The sequence below is a fragment of the Marinilactibacillus psychrotolerans genome, assembly GCF_900101525.1.
Classification (GTDB): domain Bacteria; phylum Bacillota; class Bacilli; order Lactobacillales; family Carnobacteriaceae_A; genus Marinilactibacillus; species Marinilactibacillus psychrotolerans.
In genome coordinates this window covers 94,871-112,752 of the sequence record NZ_FMZD01000006.1, presented here as the reverse complement: position 1 = coordinate 112,752, position 17,882 = coordinate 94,871, and the positions used below count along the sequence as shown (strand labels likewise).

Sequence of the window (17,882 nt, the reverse complement as noted above, 5' to 3'; positions counted from 1 at the left end):
TTAGTTTATATTCGTATTAAATTATATCTTGATAAAAAATTAGCCTATTCAGATGCTGGTAAGTCTTCTATGGAATCAATCTCCATATAAGTCGGTACAACCAGCGCATTCATTGTCCCTTCAGCATTAGGACCTAAGTCCACAATACTTTCACCATACTCATCCATAAAAGCGCCATGAGTGTTAGGCAACCATGGGGCTACACTCGCATCTGCTTCTCCATTTCCAACTGCCTGAAACAGAATAGAAGGATCTACATTCGTTACAGTTACATCAAATCCGTGTTGCTCTAACGCTAAACGTATTACATTAGAAGATGCACGTTCTGAATCCCAAGGTACAGAAATGATATCGATAGGTTGTCCATCTACAGGATCTACCCCTTCAAGCCATCCGTCAACTTGGTCTTGATTTTCTTCTACCCAGTCTGCTGCGGCTTCTTCCATTTCAATATCTTGACCTTCATCAATAACTACCTGCATCTCCTCAACTGACCATTCAAAAGCGTCCAGAATGGCGTATGCTTCTGGCATATCTTCTTCTAAGCCTTCACGTGCTATCGTGTGGATGTCATCTCCTTCACCGAAGGCAAGTTCAGGATCTTCTAGCATTTTCAGATCATATCTTTCAAACATCCAATGAGGAGTCCATCCAGTTACTACAATTGGCTCTTCATTTTGAATGGCCTGATCTAATTCAGTCATCATTCCTCCTGTCGAGCTCTCTTGTAATTCCCAACCTTCCAGATTATCGTAAGTGTTCAGCATTTCTCTTGCTTGTCCAGTAATTCCTGCTCCTGGTTCAATCCCTGTTATCGTATACTCTAATTGTTCACCTAGATTAGCGTCTTCAGTCGTTTCGTTATCGCTGCATCCAGAAAGAATCATTGCTACTGTTCCAACTGCAATTAGTCCGCTTGTTTTGATATTCATTATTTTCCTCCTATTTTTTCCGTACGTTTTTTGTGATCAGTGCTCATACTGATATTCTGGTTCCTTTTTACTTTATCTATTTTAATTTTACCAATGAAATAATTTTATTCTCTTGCAGGTATTTCGTCTATAGAATCAATATCCATATAACTTGGCACTGCTATTCCGCTTCGTGAACCTTTTAAGTTGATTCCTAGGTCAACAAGATCTTCTTCGTATTCTTCATAGAATGAGCCGTGAGAACCTGGCAGCCATGGTGCTAAGCTGACATCACCTTCTCCAGTCGCTATTGCTTGAAACATTACGGCTGGATCTACACTTGTAATGACTGTATTAAACCCTTGTTCATCAAGTACGTATTTCATGACATTCGCTGAAGAACGTTCTGTATCCCATGGGGTAGAAACTAAATCAATTGTTTCTCCATTTCCACTATCTACTCCAGCCGTCCATTCATTGACTCTATCCTGATTCTCATTTACCCAATTTTCAGCAGCTTCTTCAAAAGGAATATCACGAGCCTCTAACATGACACCTTGCATATCTTCTACAGTCCAATTGAACCGGTCAACGATAGTATATGCAGATGGATATTCTTCTTCAAAATCTAATCTAGTGATTGTATGAATATTTTCTGTTTCTCCAAATGTGAGTTCCGGATCATCTAAAAATTTTATATCATATTCTTCGAATTTCCAGTGAGGCGCCCAGGCGGTTATAATAATCGGTTCTTCATTTTGAATGGCCTGATCTAATTCAGTCAGCATTCCAGCTGCAGAGCTTTCTTGTAACTCCCAGCCTTTTAAATTTTCATAGGTTCCTATAGTATCTTTAGCCATTTGAGTTAATCCTGCTCCTGGTTCTGTACCAGTGATGGTATAATCCAGTTGTTCTCCTAAACCAGCTTGTGCAACATCTTCTGCTTCGCCATCACTATTACACCCGGCAATTAACAAAGCTCCTGATATAACCGGTATAATTCTAATAGCTTTATGATAAAACATTCTTTTCCTCCTCCAGATTCTAGTCTATCTCAAAGCTTTCAAACCCTATGAACATAGGCAGATTTTCACTTTTAAAATCTTATTCGTCATAATCATTTCAAAGGCTTCAATAACAGACTCTGCATTTTATGTTAACATAATCTGTTTTCAGTATCAAAAAAAAGCTGATATATAGGCTTTTTATAATTTTTAAACTTGCTTATATCGTAGTATATCTCGAAGCACAAAGTATTATTCTAAATTATTATTTTATAATTATTTAAACTCACGAATATACTTACCTTGTTAACCTCTCAAACGCTTACTTCATTCTCAAAAAAACCAATCCTCCTAAAATTAGGAGAATTGGTTTTTTTATCAATATTTATACAACTAGATTTTTTTCTAATAAGCCTTTATTTTAATTATATTCTCTCTTAAACCCGTTCTCTTGAATTGTTAATTAATCAAATACTTTTTTGCCTTATACGTCTTCAAAGGTAAGCTTATTTTATTCTGATACTCTAAGAATAATTTTCCCCGTATTTTCATTATCTTCCATTTGACGATGCGCTTCTTTTGCTTCCTCAAATGGTAATACAGAATGAATAATCGGTTTTATTGTCCCCGCTTCAATCAAAGGCATTGCTTTTTCTACAAATTCTTTAGTCAATTCTGCTTTATAATCGTCACTTCGCGGAGTCAGCAATGTGCCTTTCAAGGAAATACGTTTCTGCATTAATTGCATGAGAGAAACTTGTTCTACAGTTGTTCCACCTAATGCTCCAATAAGTACCCATCTAGCATCTAACGCACAACTAGATAAATTCTTATCCCAATAAGAAGCACCTACGAAATCTAAAATAACATCTACTCCCTTATTATCAGTGAGATTGCTTACTATTTTATCAAATGATTCTTCTTTGTAGTTAATGACATGATCTGCTCCTAGTTCTTTAGCTACAGACAATTTATGATCTTGACCTGCCGTAGTAAATATACAAGCCTCACTTAAGTGTCGTGCCAGTTGGATAGCTGCTGTGCCTACCCCACTACCTCCGGCATGAATAAGCACTTTTTGTTTAGGTTTCAATTCTCCCAACCAATATAGCGTCTGATAAGCAGTCAAAAAAACTTCAGGAATAGCTACCGCTTCTTCCATCGACAATGAGTCATGAAATATAATTGCACGATCTGCAGGCATTGTGACGTATTCAGCATACCCACCATGATTGACCAATCCAGCAACTTTCGTTCCCGGATCAAGTCGTGAGTCAGATGATTGATTTTCGATGACAACGCCACTAACTTCTACTCCAAGGATCGGGTACGGCTTAGGAAGAGACTGGTTTTGTCTTGTCATAGTATCTGTCCTGTTAATACTCGCCGCTTTTATTTGTATTAAGATTTCTCCATCTTTTGGTTCTGGTCTATCTCTATTTTCTAATGTTAACTGCTCTCTTGAACCCGGTTCTTTTATTGTCCATACACGCACTGCGGCCAAACTCCTTTATATTTATTATTATAATATGTTGTTTTGATGCTTTATTCTGTCTAAAATCCATTCATTCATCTATTTAAAGAGTACTTGTATTATTTGGAGTAGTCAATTTTTATACTCTTTACTCCTTATAAAATACACTGTTTAGTTTTATAATAAAAGTGGAATTGATCAAATCTATATTTTAATTTTGCTCTCTGTTAAACTAATTTAAGGTGTATATGTATGGGAGATGGGTATATGTTAAGAGAAATCAGGATTTCAGACACAGAAAAAATCAGGCGGATCAACAAAAAAGAATTGGGTTATGATGTCACATCTAGTCTAGTCAGTCAACAGATCAAAACTTTAGCAGCTGATACTGCTCATCACTATTTTTTAGTCCACGAGGATGAAGAGACTCAAGAACTCACTGGATATGTACATGCAGAGGTCTATGAATCACTTTACGCTGAACCCATGTTCAACGTAATGGCACTAGCAGTAGACCAATCTCATCATAAAAAAGGAATCGGTAAAATACTGATGTTTGCTTTAGAAAAAGAAGCCCAACGTAGAAAACTAAACGGGGTTAGACTGAATTCAGGTGAAACAAGAACTGAGGCACATAATTTTTATGAACATATTGGATACGAATCAAACAAATATCAAAAAAGGTTCATTAAGTTTCTTTAACCAATAGTGCTTACAAAAAAAGAAGACTTAGCCTCTCATAAGTCTTCTTTCTTGATTATTTATTTAATAACTGCCCCAATTATTAGTCATCCGTTGAATTTCTTTGTCCTACTTGATAGTCATCTGAATGTGCAAACATATACGCTACAGTTCTTGGTTTTTCCCCGACTAATTTTTCAAAATCATTTGTGAAAGTAGATAGTTTTCCTTCACGAATTGCTTGTCCAAACGTTACCATACCATCACTTGAGTAAGGAGCTGGAGAATCTTTTTGAAATTCACCATCGGTAGTACGAGGAACGCCTAATGCATCAAAAACAGCGTAGTTTTCTTCATCTGTAGTCGCTTTGTAAGTAACATTATGTCCAGTTTCTTCATTACCAATTGCCACAAATTCACTCATCGTTAGTGATTCAGCACCATTTACATTTACGATTTCATTTTTTAAATCATCATTTACTAGTGCATACATCGCTGCTTTAGCACAGTCTTTGCGTGAAATAAATGGCATTTTCCCATCACCTGCATTATTAGCAAGTACGCCATCTGAATCAGCTGAGTTCAAATAAATTGTAATCATTGCTTCTGCATATTGAGAGTTTCTCAAGAATACATAATCTAATCCAGATTGTTCAATATATTGTTCGGTAAATGCATGATCAATTTTTTCAACACTTGGATTTTCCGGATCTTGAGCATTTACTAATGAAGTATACAGAATTCTACTTACCCCGGCTTTTTTCGCAGCATCTACAGCATTTTTATGAGCACGTTGTCTCTTTTCTCCCACAAAAGGAGCTGAGATGATCAGTAATGCATCTCCACCTTTGAAAGCTTCTTCTAATGTGTCTGGGTGATTAAAGTTTGCAACACGCGCATCAAATCCTTCATCCTTAAATCCCTTTAAACCTTCTTCAAAAGGACAAGTAAAAATCAAATTCTCTTTATCTGTCAATTTAGTTATATTTCGCGCAACATAACCCCCAAAGTTTCCGTCTACCCCTGTTACAATATACTTTGTCATGTGAAGCGACTCCTTTAACTATAAGATTGTGATACTTTTATCAATGATGCAAATTTAGTATAACACTCTATCTGAAGAATCAAAGGTACCATATTCTAATAAGCATGATTAGTAGAACTTATTAAGATACTGTACTGAAATAGTCTGAACATAAATCTATAAATACTTTTACATCTTCTCGAAGATTTCTTTTTCTTCTTCCTACTGCAAAAGTCGCTCCATGGTGCGAATCATTAATATCTAAAATATGAACTTTGTCTGTCTCGTTAATGACTTCTTTGCTAGTCCATGCAATTCCTCGGTTCAATCTAACATCCAAAATAAGCTCTTCCAAGTTGTCTGCATATTTCACAATGTTAGGCGTAAAGCCATCTTCTCTAAATGACCGCATAAAATCTGCATAGAAATTGGGTCCTGATTCTTTTGACAATGAAACCACTGGAACATTTTTCAATTCTTTTGAATCAATACTTCGGTGTTTAGCTAATGGATGTTCCGGTGAACATATCACACAAATTTTATGTTTGATTAATTCTGTTACAGCTATAGTGGTATGATAAGAAAGATCATTTGATATGCCAAAAGCTACATCTAATTCCCCACTTAAGAGTTGATCAACTCCTGATAAAAAAGTACATTTTGTTACCTTGATTACTTTATCTGGATATAACTTTTCATAGCGAACAATAATATTAGGTAGATGTTTTGACTCTAAGGGCCCAGTAATTCCGATATGCAGTATTTCTTCTTCTGTATTTGCAAGTTTGTACATCTCATTTAATACGTCAACTTCTTTATAGAGAATATCTTTGCAGAATGTATAATATTTTGCTCCTGCTTTTGTTAACCTTGGTTTATAAAACGTACGATCAAATAAAGGAATATTCAAGTCATTTTCTAAAGAAGCTACTTGCTGACTAATAGCTGATTGAGTAATATAATGAGCTTTCCCTGCTGCTGAAAAAGATCCCTCTTCTACTACCGCTAAAAAATACAAAATCCTTTTATCTAACATCTCTTTACCTTCTTTACTTTTTCAATGCCCAGTTGACTGACTCTGTTGCATGGATAATTGTCGTATCAAAGATTGGAAGCATACAATCTTTTTGTTTAATTAATAGTCCGATCTCTATACATCCTAATATAATACCTTCCGCCCCATTTTCAGCTAATTCTTCTATTGCTTTTTTAAAGTATTCACGTGCTTATACTCTGATCTCACCAAAACATCATTCATTAAATATGATCTCGTTGATTTTATTTCGTTTACTTTGAGAAGGCGTAACAACTTGAATCTCACTTTCTTCTATTTTGGAAATATAAAAATCTTGTTCCATTGTATAACTTGTTCCAAGCAACCCAACTTTTCTTATGTTAAATTTTTTCAATTCAGTTGCTGTAGCCTCCGCAATATGTAAAATAGGTATATTTACTTCTGCTTCTATTAATTCTATCACTTTATGCATTGTATTTGTACAAAGGACAATGAAATCAGCTCCAGCTCTTTCTAAAGAACTAGCTGCTTCAGCTAAACGACTACCCGCCTTATTCCATTCTCCAGCTTTCTGATAATGTTCTATTTCTTCAAAATCCACACTATACATAATGCATTCTGCTGAATGAAGTCCTCCCAATTCTGCTTTCACCTTTTTATTGATTAATCGGTAGTATTCTGTTGAAGATTCCCAACTCATTCCCCCAATTAAACCGATTTTCTTCATTTATAATCCCCCTATAAATTCTGAAACAATCTCTTTTATCAATTTTACTTTAAAACTATATAAATTAAAACAAAAAATTGATTTCTTCTATATTTAGAAGAAATCAATTTCTAACTACTAAGTGTTATTTATTTTTCTACTTAATATTTTTTTCAAGTTAGTATAATTTACTTTTGAAAAATCCGATACATCTATTTCATAAAGTTCTCCAATTTGAAAATTATTATATCCTCTTTTTGATATTATATTTTTGAATTCCTGTTTTGTAACTAAATTATCCGCTTTTGTCCTATCTTCCAATTTATCCCCATAATGATAATGGGTCTGTATATGACTTAAGTGCCTTGACGGCTCAATATCTCTTTTTCTTCTTCTCTCCCACAAAGTTTCAAAGTCTGCAACTAATCTAATTGTAATCACTTCATAATCATATTGATCTGCCAACCTTTTTAATCTTCCCTTTTGCTTATAACTAAATGGATACTCTGAAAGTATCACTCGCTTTCCGACTTCCATATATAAATCAAGCACACTATAGTAAAAACTCCAGACCTGATTTTCTAACTCTACTTTTTCTTCTAGAGTATTAAATCCCACAGAATCTGCTAGTATTTCCTTTCCTTCATCTGGCGTAATTACAAACATATCTGGAAAGATGTCTTTTAGCTGGTTGACTAAATATGATTTTCCCGTAGCTGGACTGCCCGCTAAAAGTATCAAGTAGTTTTTCATATTACTGAGCTACTTTAAGTGGACTATTTACATTCATAAATAATCCAATCTTATGTTTTATGATTTCTTTTACAGCTAGATTAGCCGGAATAACGTTGTGGCGTAAAGATTTATTAACAGGTGTCTCCGCAAAACATTCTTTCGCTTCTTTAGTCCAATTTACCAATAATTCAGTACCTACATTAAATTTACGAATACCATTGTTGATTAACTCGGGATAATCCTCTTCCTTGACACCCGTTCCTCCATGAATGACTAAAGGAATATCAGTCACTTTGTGAATTTCTTTTAACAGCGGAATATTAACTTCTGTTTTTGATTTAAACTGTCCATGATTTGTTCCTATAGCAATTGCTAGCGCATCTACCCCCGTTTCTTCAACAAACTCTAATACATCATCTGGACTAGTATAGATTTTATCAATTTCATCTACATGAATTCCTTCTTCTGTTCCACCGATTGTTCCAAGCTCTCCTTCAACTGATGCCCCAATCTTGTGAGCGTATTGTACAACCGCTCTTGTTTTAGCAATGTTTTCTTTAAAGGGCAGTTGAGAACCATCATACATAACTGATGTATATCCACTATCAATAGCTTCTTTAATATCATCAAAGTTCTTGGCGTGGTCTAAGTGTAAGGCTACATCCACCATTTCATCTTCTGCCAATTGTCTCGCTACCGCTACCATAACTCTGAATCCGATATATTTTGCTGTATCAACAGATGTTTGGATAATAATTGGACTGCCCATTTCTTTTGCAGCACGGATCATTTCAGGTAGCATTTCTAAGTTGTGGGCATTGAAAGCACCTATTGTCATATTTAAGTTTTCTGCTGTTTGAGTTACCTCTTTTAAAGTTGTGTACATCTACAATCTCTCTCCTTTTTCACCTTGAAATCGTTACTTTTTTGGCAATCTGTCTCATATCGTCCATTTTGTTCATGTAATAATCAATTCCACTATCATCGCCTTTTTTTGCAGCTTCTGCTCGTTTTGCGTTATAAAGACTCATTAATTTTTTATAACCCTCTCCAATAGTTAGTTTATAACTAAGACTTTTTTCAAGTACTGATATAGCTTCATTTTCTTGGTTTAATTTAGCATAAGCTAAACCTAACTTTTCACATATAAAAGCTAGCTGTTCTGGATTGTTTTCAGCAGTTAATTTTAATTCTTGATTTAGATCTTCTATTTTTTTCTTTAACTGTTCTTTTTGCTCTTCTGTCAAAATTTCTTCGGACACTTTAGGTACTTCTTTTTTTTTATTCTTATCTTTAAAAAGTCCAAACATATTTGTTCCTCCTTTTTACTAGAATGCTTTTAAAATAGGGCTTAAAATCCATGCATATAGTAAGGCTGCAAAAACGGTATCTACGTCGGTTGCAGTTGCATTTATAAAGCCTAGACCATTGAATATAGTAACAAGTAAGGCTGGCAGCAATGTTATGAAAAATCCATGTGCAATCCCTCCGATAATAGCACCTCTTCTTCCTCCCACAGCATTCCCGAATATACCTGCTGTACCTCCAGCAAAGAAGTTCGTTAGCATACCTGGCAAAATCATAGCTAATCCAAAAATTGGTAATGCAAACATTGCAATGACCGTTCCGATTGTAGTAGTAATGAATCCCAAGATTACAGCATTTGGTGAATAAGGGAAAAATACTGGACAGTCCAATGCAGGAATAGCATCTGGAACTAATTTCATAGCGATTCCTCTAAATGCTGGTACGATTTCACCTAGTAACAAGCGAACGCCTGCTAAGAGCACATAAACCCCTACAACAAATTGAATAGCTTGTATGAATGCAAACATGATATAGTTTTGAGAACCTGACAATGTAGATGCAAATGTATCCCCAGCAAAAGCAGCTGTTACAATATACAATGGAACCATCACAACCATAAGAGATAGGTAAGTATCTTGTAGGAACTCAAAAGACCCTGGCAACTTGATATCTTCGATAGATTTCTTGTTTTCTCCACGTTCTCCAAATATTCTAGCTACTCCAGCTTCAAATAAATATCCAATAGTACAAAAATGCCCTAATGCAATATCATTGGTTCCAGTTACTTTACGAATAATTGGTTGCGCTAGCGCCGGCATGGCTACTGCAAACACAGCCCCTACAAATCCACCAACCAGTATCAGTAGAATTCCTCTTAAACCGGCAAAATATCCAAATACCGTTGTCATAGTAGCCATCCATAAAATTGCTTGCCCAGTTAAGAAAATATATTTCCATTTTGTGAAGCGAGCAATCAGAATATTAAAGACGAAAATGGCTAAAAAAGTTAGTGCAATATCTCTTCCTAATCCTAGTTCATTCATTGCTTGTCCGTTAATTGCTTCTATAGAAGGAATAATTCCTTGCATATTAAAACCTACAACGAATATCTCACCAAAGTACGTTAAACTACCAACGATAATACTTGATCCGGCACTTAAAACTTGAAATCCAAGTAAAGTTTTTAGAGTACCTGATATCACTTGTCCCATTGATTTCTTCTGCAAAAGTAATCCCAGCATTGCAATTAAGGCTATAGTGATAGAAGCTTGCGTTAATATATTATCTACTACAAAATTTATAATTGACATATTTCTTCCTCCTATAATATTTCTAAATAGCACCTTTCGCTTCCAAAACAGGTGTTAATTTTTCCTCAATCTCTTGTTTAGATACAATATTTTTCAGATAAACAATTGAAGTTTTATTTTCATCAATATTAAATTTCTCAAATTGCGATCTGAAATTTTGAGCTGTTATAATAATATCTGGACTCATTGAAGCTGCACTAGAGATGTCTACATGATCCAATTTAGCATCTACACCTTTAGCATTTAGAACATCTTCCGCTGACATTTGTGCCGCAAAACTACTCCCTAACCCTGCTCCACAAACAAATAATATCGTTACCTTTTTCCCCATTGTTATCTCTCCTTTTTTAGTTTCCACTGTATAAAATTTCTTTAAACTCTGTAATATTTTTACATTTCATTATTTCATTAATCTTTTCTTCATCGTTGATTAAATCTATTAAATTCTTCATTATATTTAAATGAGAGTACGAGTCGACAGCTGCTAAGCAAAAAATAATTTTAACTGGATCATTATCATCATTACCAAAGGCAATCGGACGATCTAATGTAGCAACGCTGACACCTAACTTATTGACTCCATCTTCTGGTCTAGCATGAGCTAAAGCAATATTCTTTCCTATAACAATATAAGGACCATATTCCTCAACAGATTTAATCATTGCATCAATATAGCGTTCTTCAATTATATTTTCTCTAAGAAGAGGTATTGATACTCTTCTGATAGCATCTCCCCAATCTTCTGCTTTTTCTGAAAGTAAAATATCACTATCTTTTAAAACATCTTTCAGCATAGGTTGAATCTCCTTCTTATTCATTTTTAAGTTATGGGTATCAAATAGTTCCTCCAACGACTGATAAATTTCTTTAGACACTCTTCCACCACTCTCATTCAAAATGTCTATAAAAGAGTAAAAAAGCTTAGTAGCATCTTCAGAATTATGTGTCATTCTTTTGAATTGATTATTTTCTTGTAAGAAATTTCTGATTGTTTCTTTATCTTCTTCTTTTATAATCGGATCTAGCACTAATAACGGCTTCCCCTTAAAAGGGATATTTAGAGTGGAAAAAACAACATCTACATCAAGCTTGTTAATTAGATCTGTTTCTCTTGAACTCAAGACACCCACTGTGTCAATGTTAAATTCTTCCCTTAGATTTTCTGATAGCAATTTTCCAGTTATCATTCCATGATTGCATACAATTACTGCTTTATAGCTATATTTCAAGTCTTGCTTGATGGCACTAACCGAAGTGGAAAAGTGTATGGTCAGAAAAGCAATTTCATCTTCAGTCAGTTTTTTCCCTGTTACAGTTTCAATATTTGATGCGAATTTAGATATTGCTTGATAAATCGCATGATAATAATTTTGAATCGTTTCTTTTAGAGGATTAATAATTTGTATATCACTTTTCACTCTTTTGATTAATCCTAAAATATGTTTATATAAACCTTCTTGAAGAACCTCTTCTTTTCTAGAAAAGGGAATATTTGTCTCGGTTTCTACCCATTTAATTAATTGAATAGATAACATCTGTGCTTGAATCCATTCTATTGATTTTGTTACATCTTTTGCGCTAAATGAATCTAATATAAAATTGATATATTGTAGTTCAATTTCTGGCGGGTTAATTCCGAATGTTTCACAAACTTCATTTGTGAACGCCTTCATTTCTATTTTTTTATTACTGCCCTTTATAGTTGATAACCCGGTTACTGTATTCTGTAATTTATATCTGATTAACCATACTGAAGTAAATAAAATCAGTTGATTTCTATAAGCGCTCTCCTCAGTAGCAGAAATAGAATTATCATAGATTGTATCTAACTTTCTCAGGATGTTATTAGGTATATACTTGTATAAAATATTCTCTATAATCGTTTCTGAATGTCTTTTTTCATTTAATGCTACAACCCCAACAAATCGATTAATAATATCGTATACCATTGTCCGAATACTTCGTTCGGATCCTTGAAGTAAAATCCCTTGTTTTACTGTACTTAATACTTCTATACCATATTCTTGTAATATGTTTCGAACTCTTCTCATATCTTCATCCATTGTACTTTTAGATATTCGATATTCTTTTTCTTTTTGATGACAGAAAACATAGCTTTCTGATAATGAAAAGGACATAATCAAATCAAATATCCTCTCATCTCTAGATAAATAAATTGATGCATTTTGAAAATCGTTTATTTCTAGAATTTTCTTTTTTTGTTCATTGGTAACTTTTAGTACAAATCCTTTCCCTCTTATATTTTGTATCCTGGATATTCCTTCTCTTTCTAAAAAAAAGTTAATCTCATTTAATTCGTTCCTAACCGTACGTGAACTTACATTGAACTCTATTTTTAAGGTTTCCATAGATAAAGGTAAATCTGAATCTATTAATCTAATTAAGGTTTTTAAAGTTCGATCTTTCACCTTCCATCAGCTCCTTACCTGATTAAAGTATATACTGACATTTTAAAAAATATCAGTATATATTGTTGCATTATCTTTCGGTAAAAATGTAAGCGTTATTATTTCAGTCTAAAAAGTTACCTCTTTTATAGCTACTATTGAAACTTTATCTCCAAATTAATCTTCATTTATATTTAAAAGTAGTATAATAATACTACTATTTCATAATCTAAGGAGGATATGATGACGAAATTAATTATTATCAGAGGCAATTCCGGAAGTGGGAAGACTACTTTAGCTAGAAATTTACAGTTGTTACTTGGGAAGAATGCAATGTTAGTGTCTCAAGATATGATTAGAAGAGAGATGATGCGCACACCTGACGGTCCTGAGACTTTAATCATCCCACTGATTATAGAGATTGTTCGCTATGGACATACGGTATGTCCTTATATCATTATAGAAGGAATATTCAAAGGAGAGTGGTATAGTGAAATGTTTGAGCAGTTAGTTACCCTGCATGAAGGAAAGGTCTTGGCTTATTATTTTGAGCTTACTTTTGAAGAAACTCTACGAAGACACCAAACCCGAGATAAAGCTCAAGAATTTGGCGAAGAAGCGATGCACCGCTGGTGGAACGGGAAAGATTACATAGATTTTCTAAATGAACAAACGTTGACAGATACCGATGATTTATCTATGATCTTAGATAAAATCAAGGGTGACTTAAAATGTTTAAACTAAATCATAAAAAAAAGTACTGAAAAATTTCAGCACTTTTTTTATAACCTTTTATTTAAACTCATACATCTACAATTTTTCTTAACGTTTTTAAAATTTCCTTCCCATGTAAAACGATAACGGACCAGAACATTATAGTGCTGATCAAAAAGGAAATCCAACTTGGTAAAGGATGGGTCGTCCAGCCGAGTAGTAAAAAGACTAAAGGTATAAATCCAAGTAATGCAGCTGCCTGAAGATACAGTATATAATCTTTTGTATCAAGTCGTACAACTTGGATAGCTAAAAACATAGCGATTAATGCAGAAGTACAAATAATAGGAATTGAATAAGTTATTGACCAGGCCGACCATCCATTTAAATAATCAAAATATAAACTAATTACAGACAAAAAGATAATTAAATAAACGATTCCTTTGGTTATGTTTCGACGCTTACGAATAATAATCAAGACGACCATCCACATACTCATAATTCCATATAAAACATAATCCAATCCAAAAATCTGAAAAGACCAGAACCATTGAATAACAAAATAAGTCAGAATAACCAAGACAGATACTAGTGAAAGCAACTTAGTAACTTTTTCTCTGTTAAAACGTAAAGGAATAACTGGAAAGGGTCCTGGGTTTTCTTCTGCATTTTCCTTCTGTTCAGCCAATGAAACCTGACAAAGAGGACATAAGTCCCAATCACCTTTTACTTTCGCATGGCACTGTATGCATTGTTTCATTTTATTTTGCGCTCCAATTCTTCTTTAGTCACCCTGTTTGTTCCCACTATAACCTCTATAGATTGCTCGGTCAGTAATTCTACAAATTTTTTCTGAATATCTGTTTCTATAAAAGGTGTTGTAAAACTTAGGGTGAGGCAATCTTCATGACTGACCATACAAAACTGTGGACGAATTGCTGAAGTATGAAAGTAAATCCCCTGTACATATGAAGTGACTTCAGAAGGAAAACTCACTTTCCCTAAATTTGACATTGCAACGGTAACATTTCTATTATTAGAAAGATTAATCACTTTTAAAATTAAATCTTTCAATGGACGGACAGTCACCCTAATAAATGGATTTAACTCAAAAGAAATAAATCTGTCTACTCGTTTTTCCAGATATTCCCTGCTCGTCTGTGCCTTTAATTGCCTAGAAATTACCTGACAAATTTCTATAAGATCTAATTCCCTCTCGTTTTCAAAAGTTATTGCTAGATGCGTAGTTGTAAAAAAATTCCGAGCAGAATTGGAAGGAAAAAACTGACGAAGGTTCACAGGAACGGAAATTGTTACCGTTGTTTTTGATTTTTTCTCCTCTTTAGTTCGATAAATTGCGACAATATATAAAGCAATCAGATAGACTGTAAGTGAAACATTATATTGCTTTGCAAGCTCAATTATTTTTTTCAATGACAATTCTAACTCAATCACTCGCATACGATTGTCCGGAGTTCTAGTTCCTTTGATACGATAAATATGCTGATTTTTCTTATTTTTTCCTCTATTTGATTCTAACTCATTAGTCGTATCATCTGCGTGCGGCTCTAATTTATTAGTGTTTATTTCCTTACTTACTTCTCTATCTAGATAGACTTTTTCCAGTGCAGAGAGAGCTGCTTTAGTAAAATTCTTTTGGCGACTCTTTCTAAAATACCTTGCAAAACTATCTTCTGACTGATTCGTTATTCTTTTTTGATCTGAACTTTTTCCTGTTTTATTTGGTTTAAGATAGTTAAATGATACATATTCAGAAATTAGATCCTCAAAAAACCAAAGTGCTCCGGTTCCATCAGATAGTGCATGAAATACTTCTAAATGCACACGGTTCTTATGATACAAGACTCTGAATAATAATTCTTTTCGATCAAAATGATAAATAGGTGCACAAGGCGGCTTTGTTTCGCGCCTTACAACTGGCTTTAACTCACTCTCTTCTAAATAATACCAGAATATTCCTCTTCTAAGTACACTATGGTACAAAGCATATTGTTCATAAACTCTATCCAAGGCTCGCTGTAAATGTCTAGGATTAATAGCGTCTTCTAACTCAGCGCTCAAACGAAAGACCTTAGTATCTACATCATTTTTAGCCGCTAGAAAAATATTAGAAGCGTTATCAAGTCTTACCCACTTTTGTTTCTCCATCAGCCTCTCACCTCTCTATTTGAGCTGTTTTGTTATGTACGTGTCAAAAAATCATTCATGATTCGATAGGCTTCATCTAAGGGTGCCGCGAATTTTGGATAAGTAATAAATCCATGAACGGCATTATTGACACGATGCAGTCTCACTTTATTTCCAGCTTCAAATAGAGCTTTTGCATACGCCTCCCCTTCATCACATAGTGGATCATATTCAGCCGTAATAACAAGCGTTTCGGGCTGATTCGACAGATCTTCTGCCATCAAAGGCGCAACTCGGTAATCTTTTCTGTCTGTCTCATCTGGGACATAGAGTTTCATGTAACTCTGAATTTTATCAATTGTCAGGCCATATTCATGTCCATTAGCTCTTATAGATTCAAATGGCGACTGTTCAGAATGATCCCAATATGTTACGGGATAAAGTAACACTTGTTTATACGGTATTGTCAGCCCTCTATTTCTTAGTAATAATGATACAACAGCTGCCAGATTTCCCCCAGCAGAATCTCCCATAATAATCCATTTAGATACATCTCCTGGCCCAGTAAATTCTAATTGTTCCAGTAAAATTTCAGCAACCCGAAAACAATCTTTTAATCCAGCAGGATATGGGTATTCAGGAGCTAAGCGATAGTCTACCGAATAAATAGTGCGTCCCAACGTATCTGCCAGATTAATACAAGCTCTTGTATAGGAATCGATATCGCCGATGACCCAGCCGCCCCCATGAATATACAAAACCGGTTCACTATATTTTTGTTCCTTTGGTTGGAATACTCGAACTCCAATTTCATGTGACTGATCTTCAGCATAAATTTGATCGTCTAGTATTCTATATGTTTTTTTGGGTTTAGCATAAAAAAATTGTTGTAGTTTTCTTATTGATTGATAATCTTCTTGAATATCTATTCTCGGTGATGATAACAACTTTAAAATTATTTTAAAGAATGGATTCATATTGCAGCCTCTTTATCTTTTTAACTTTTCTTTAGTTTAGCATGAAAAGATTATAGAGACACTGAAAACAAAAAATACTATAGTGAATTATAGCAAAACAAACTGTTTATTCGCACAGTGGCCTAAATTTACATAAATAATTCAGGCATAGCACATACTCATTCCATTCATTTTTTTAGTCAAAAAGGCAAAGAGACTATAACCATTTTCTCTGTGCCTTATAAAATGCTTTTTAAATTATCATTTAATGATCTTCTTAACTTTTCGACGCTTTTTGTATTGCGGACGTTTTAACAGCCTGATCTTTTTAATATCATCCATTTGCTTTATTTTTTCAATTGCCTTTTCTATTTGACTCTGATCATTGTCAAGATCAATCAATACATATACGCATTCACCTTTACGATTCGTCATCATCTCACCTATTTTTAAATCAAACTGATTAAAAATCTGCATAATATCTGGTAGGATATCCATTGTTTCTTTATAAAATAGAGTCACTCGGTAAGGCAAATGAAAAAGCTGTCTCGCTTCTGGAAAGTTAACAGAATCTCTCACCGTTCCATAAATGAGGAAATCACTAAGTGCTTTTCTTGCTAATCTTTCTCCACCTTCTAAAGCTTCTTGTGTGTTCCCGCCAATATGCGGTAACATAACGACTTTATCGTTACCCAAGTAGGCTTCTTCCGGAAAATCAGTGTAATAGCCAGATAAGCTATCTCCTTCTAAAACTGCAAGCATGCCTTCAGCATCAACGATTGGGCCTCTGCCAAAGTTAAAAAGATAAGCTCCCTGTTTCATTTGCCGCAATCGTTCTTCAGATAACAGCCCTCTGGTCTCATCTGTTAAAGGAAGAGCAATCACCACAAAATGCGACTGTCTCAATAATTCATCCAGATCTACTTGTTCTAAAAAATCTAGCCCCTGATCTCGTCTAGCAAATCCTAAAACTTCCATTCCCAAATCATAAGCACTTCTTGCAATTTGGACTCCAATGGCACCTAATCCGACTATTCCAATGACTTTTCCTTGGAGTTCTCTTCCAATAAATGCTTCTCGTCTCGCTTCTGCCTGTATTAAAATATCTTCTCCACTAAGAGTCTGAACCATTTCTGCAGCTTTATTGAGCGGTCTAGCCACTGAAAACAGCGCACTAATCACTGCTTCTTTTACTGCATTAGCATTTACTCCAGGTGTATTTAAAACAGCTACACCCTGCTCTGTAGAGGCTTCGACATTGATTGTATTGACACCAACTCCTGATCTGGAGATGACCAGCAACTTATCCGTTATGAGCGAATCTGGAACAGTTGAACTTCTAACCATAATTCCATGCGGTTCATCTGTATCTTTAACATAAGCTTTCGCCAATTTCAAACTAGAAAGCTGCTTATTAGTGAAAGAATCAATCACCTTTATGTCATACATTTTATCGCCTCCTATGTAGAGTGTTTTCAACAAAAACTT

General features: G+C 34.5%; 17 protein-coding genes and 1 pseudogene. 2 read left to right on the top strand and 16 right to left on the bottom strand.

Going from position 1 to position 17,882, the window contains the following annotated elements; all coding sequences use genetic code 11:
- Window positions 1-44: 44 nt before the first annotated feature.
- The 3 genes from BLT22_RS04815 to BLT22_RS04805 form a co-directional block, all read right to left on the bottom strand.
- Window positions 45-932 carry a glycine betaine ABC transporter substrate-binding protein gene (locus BLT22_RS04815; RefSeq protein WP_091761226.1) on the bottom strand — a complete coding sequence of 296 codons (888 nt, stop codon included), beginning with the start codon at window positions 930-932 and terminating at the stop codon, window positions 45-47.
- A 104-nt stretch (window positions 933-1,036) separates the two neighbouring features.
- Window positions 1,037-1,936: a glycine betaine ABC transporter substrate-binding protein gene (locus BLT22_RS04810; RefSeq protein ID WP_087057645.1), complete on the bottom strand. Its 900-nt coding sequence runs from the start codon at window positions 1,934-1,936 to the stop codon at window positions 1,037-1,039.
- Between the two features lie 490 nt (window positions 1,937-2,426).
- Window positions 2,427-3,410, bottom strand: a complete 984-nt coding sequence (locus tag BLT22_RS04805) for an NAD(P)H-quinone oxidoreductase (protein ID WP_091761224.1) — start codon at window positions 3,408-3,410, stop codon at window positions 2,427-2,429.
- 246 nt (window positions 3,411-3,656) lie between these two features.
- Between BLT22_RS04805 and BLT22_RS04800 the strand changes: the two genes are divergently transcribed.
- Entirely contained in the window at window positions 3,657-4,091 is a 435-nt protein-coding gene (locus BLT22_RS04800; protein ID WP_091761258.1) for a GNAT family N-acetyltransferase, read from the top strand.
- 82 nt (window positions 4,092-4,173) lie between these two features.
- Here BLT22_RS04800 and BLT22_RS04795 read toward each other — a convergent pair whose 3' ends face one another.
- The 9 genes and pseudogenes from BLT22_RS04795 to BLT22_RS04755 form a co-directional block, all read right to left on the bottom strand.
- Window positions 4,174-5,115, bottom strand: a complete 942-nt coding sequence (locus BLT22_RS04795) for an NmrA family NAD(P)-binding protein (protein ID WP_091761222.1) — start codon at window positions 5,113-5,115, stop codon at window positions 4,174-4,176.
- Window positions 5,116-5,236: 121 nt separating this feature from the next.
- Complete coding sequence (locus BLT22_RS04790; RefSeq protein WP_091761219.1) at window positions 5,237-6,130, bottom strand: LysR family transcriptional regulator; 894 nt, start codon at window positions 6,128-6,130, stop codon at window positions 5,237-5,239.
- 13 nt (window positions 6,131-6,143) lie between these two features.
- A pseudogene (locus BLT22_RS04785) lies at window positions 6,144-6,836 on the bottom strand (aspartate/glutamate racemase family protein).
- Between the two features lie 117 nt (window positions 6,837-6,953).
- Complete coding sequence (locus tag BLT22_RS04780; protein WP_091761217.1) at window positions 6,954-7,568, bottom strand: P-loop nucleotide/nucleoside kinase family protein; 615 nt, start codon at window positions 7,566-7,568, stop codon at window positions 6,954-6,956.
- 1 nt (window position 7,569) lies between these two features.
- Entirely contained in the window at window positions 7,570-8,436 is an 867-nt protein-coding gene (locus tag BLT22_RS04775; RefSeq protein ID WP_091761214.1) for a class II fructose-bisphosphate aldolase, read from the bottom strand.
- 19 nt (window positions 8,437-8,455) lie between these two features.
- Window positions 8,456-8,860, bottom strand: a complete 405-nt coding sequence (locus BLT22_RS04770) for a hypothetical protein (protein WP_091761212.1) — start codon at window positions 8,858-8,860, stop codon at window positions 8,456-8,458.
- A gap of 18 nt (window positions 8,861-8,878) precedes the next feature.
- A complete protein-coding gene (locus BLT22_RS04765) occupies window positions 8,879-10,168 on the bottom strand; it encodes a PTS sugar transporter subunit IIC (RefSeq protein WP_091761210.1) in 1,290 nt (429 codons plus the stop codon).
- 22 nt (window positions 10,169-10,190) lie between these two features.
- Window positions 10,191-10,499: a PTS sugar transporter subunit IIB gene (locus tag BLT22_RS04760; RefSeq protein WP_091761208.1), complete on the bottom strand. Its 309-nt coding sequence runs from the start codon at window positions 10,497-10,499 to the stop codon at window positions 10,191-10,193.
- A gap of 16 nt (window positions 10,500-10,515) precedes the next feature.
- Window positions 10,516-12,597, bottom strand: a complete 2,082-nt coding sequence (locus BLT22_RS04755) for a BglG family transcription antiterminator (protein ID WP_091761206.1) — start codon at window positions 12,595-12,597, stop codon at window positions 10,516-10,518.
- Window positions 12,598-12,816: 219 nt separating this feature from the next.
- Here BLT22_RS04755 and BLT22_RS04750 point away from each other — a divergent pair, with 219 nt between their 5' ends.
- Window positions 12,817-13,320, top strand: a complete 504-nt coding sequence (locus tag BLT22_RS04750) for a kinase (protein ID WP_091761204.1) — start codon at window positions 12,817-12,819, stop codon at window positions 13,318-13,320.
- Window positions 13,321-13,378: 58 nt separating this feature from the next.
- Here the strand turns inward: BLT22_RS04750 and BLT22_RS04745 are convergent, their stop codons facing one another.
- The 4 genes from BLT22_RS04745 to BLT22_RS04730 all read right to left on the bottom strand — a co-directional run bounded on the left by BLT22_RS04745 (window position 13,379) and on the right by BLT22_RS04730 (window position 17,843).
- Window positions 13,379-14,050, bottom strand: a complete 672-nt coding sequence (locus BLT22_RS04745) for a DUF6320 domain-containing protein (RefSeq protein ID WP_087057632.1) — start codon at window positions 14,048-14,050, stop codon at window positions 13,379-13,381.
- On the bottom strand, window positions 14,047-15,459 hold the full coding sequence (locus BLT22_RS04740) for a condensation domain-containing protein (protein WP_091761201.1): 1,413 nt from the start codon (window positions 15,457-15,459) through the stop codon (window positions 14,047-14,049). Before BLT22_RS04740 ends, BLT22_RS04745 begins: the two co-directional genes overlap by 4 nt.
- Window positions 15,460-15,491: 32 nt before the next feature.
- The gene (locus BLT22_RS04735; protein ID WP_091761199.1) at window positions 15,492-16,415 is read right to left on the bottom strand and encodes an alpha/beta hydrolase; all 924 of its coding nucleotides are present in this window, start codon (window positions 16,413-16,415) and stop codon (window positions 15,492-15,494) included.
- 240 nt (window positions 16,416-16,655) lie between these two features.
- The gene (locus tag BLT22_RS04730) at window positions 16,656-17,843 is read right to left on the bottom strand and encodes an NAD(P)-dependent oxidoreductase (RefSeq protein ID WP_091761197.1); all 1,188 of its coding nucleotides are present in this window, start codon (window positions 17,841-17,843) and stop codon (window positions 16,656-16,658) included.
- Window positions 17,844-17,882 lie beyond the last annotated feature (39 nt).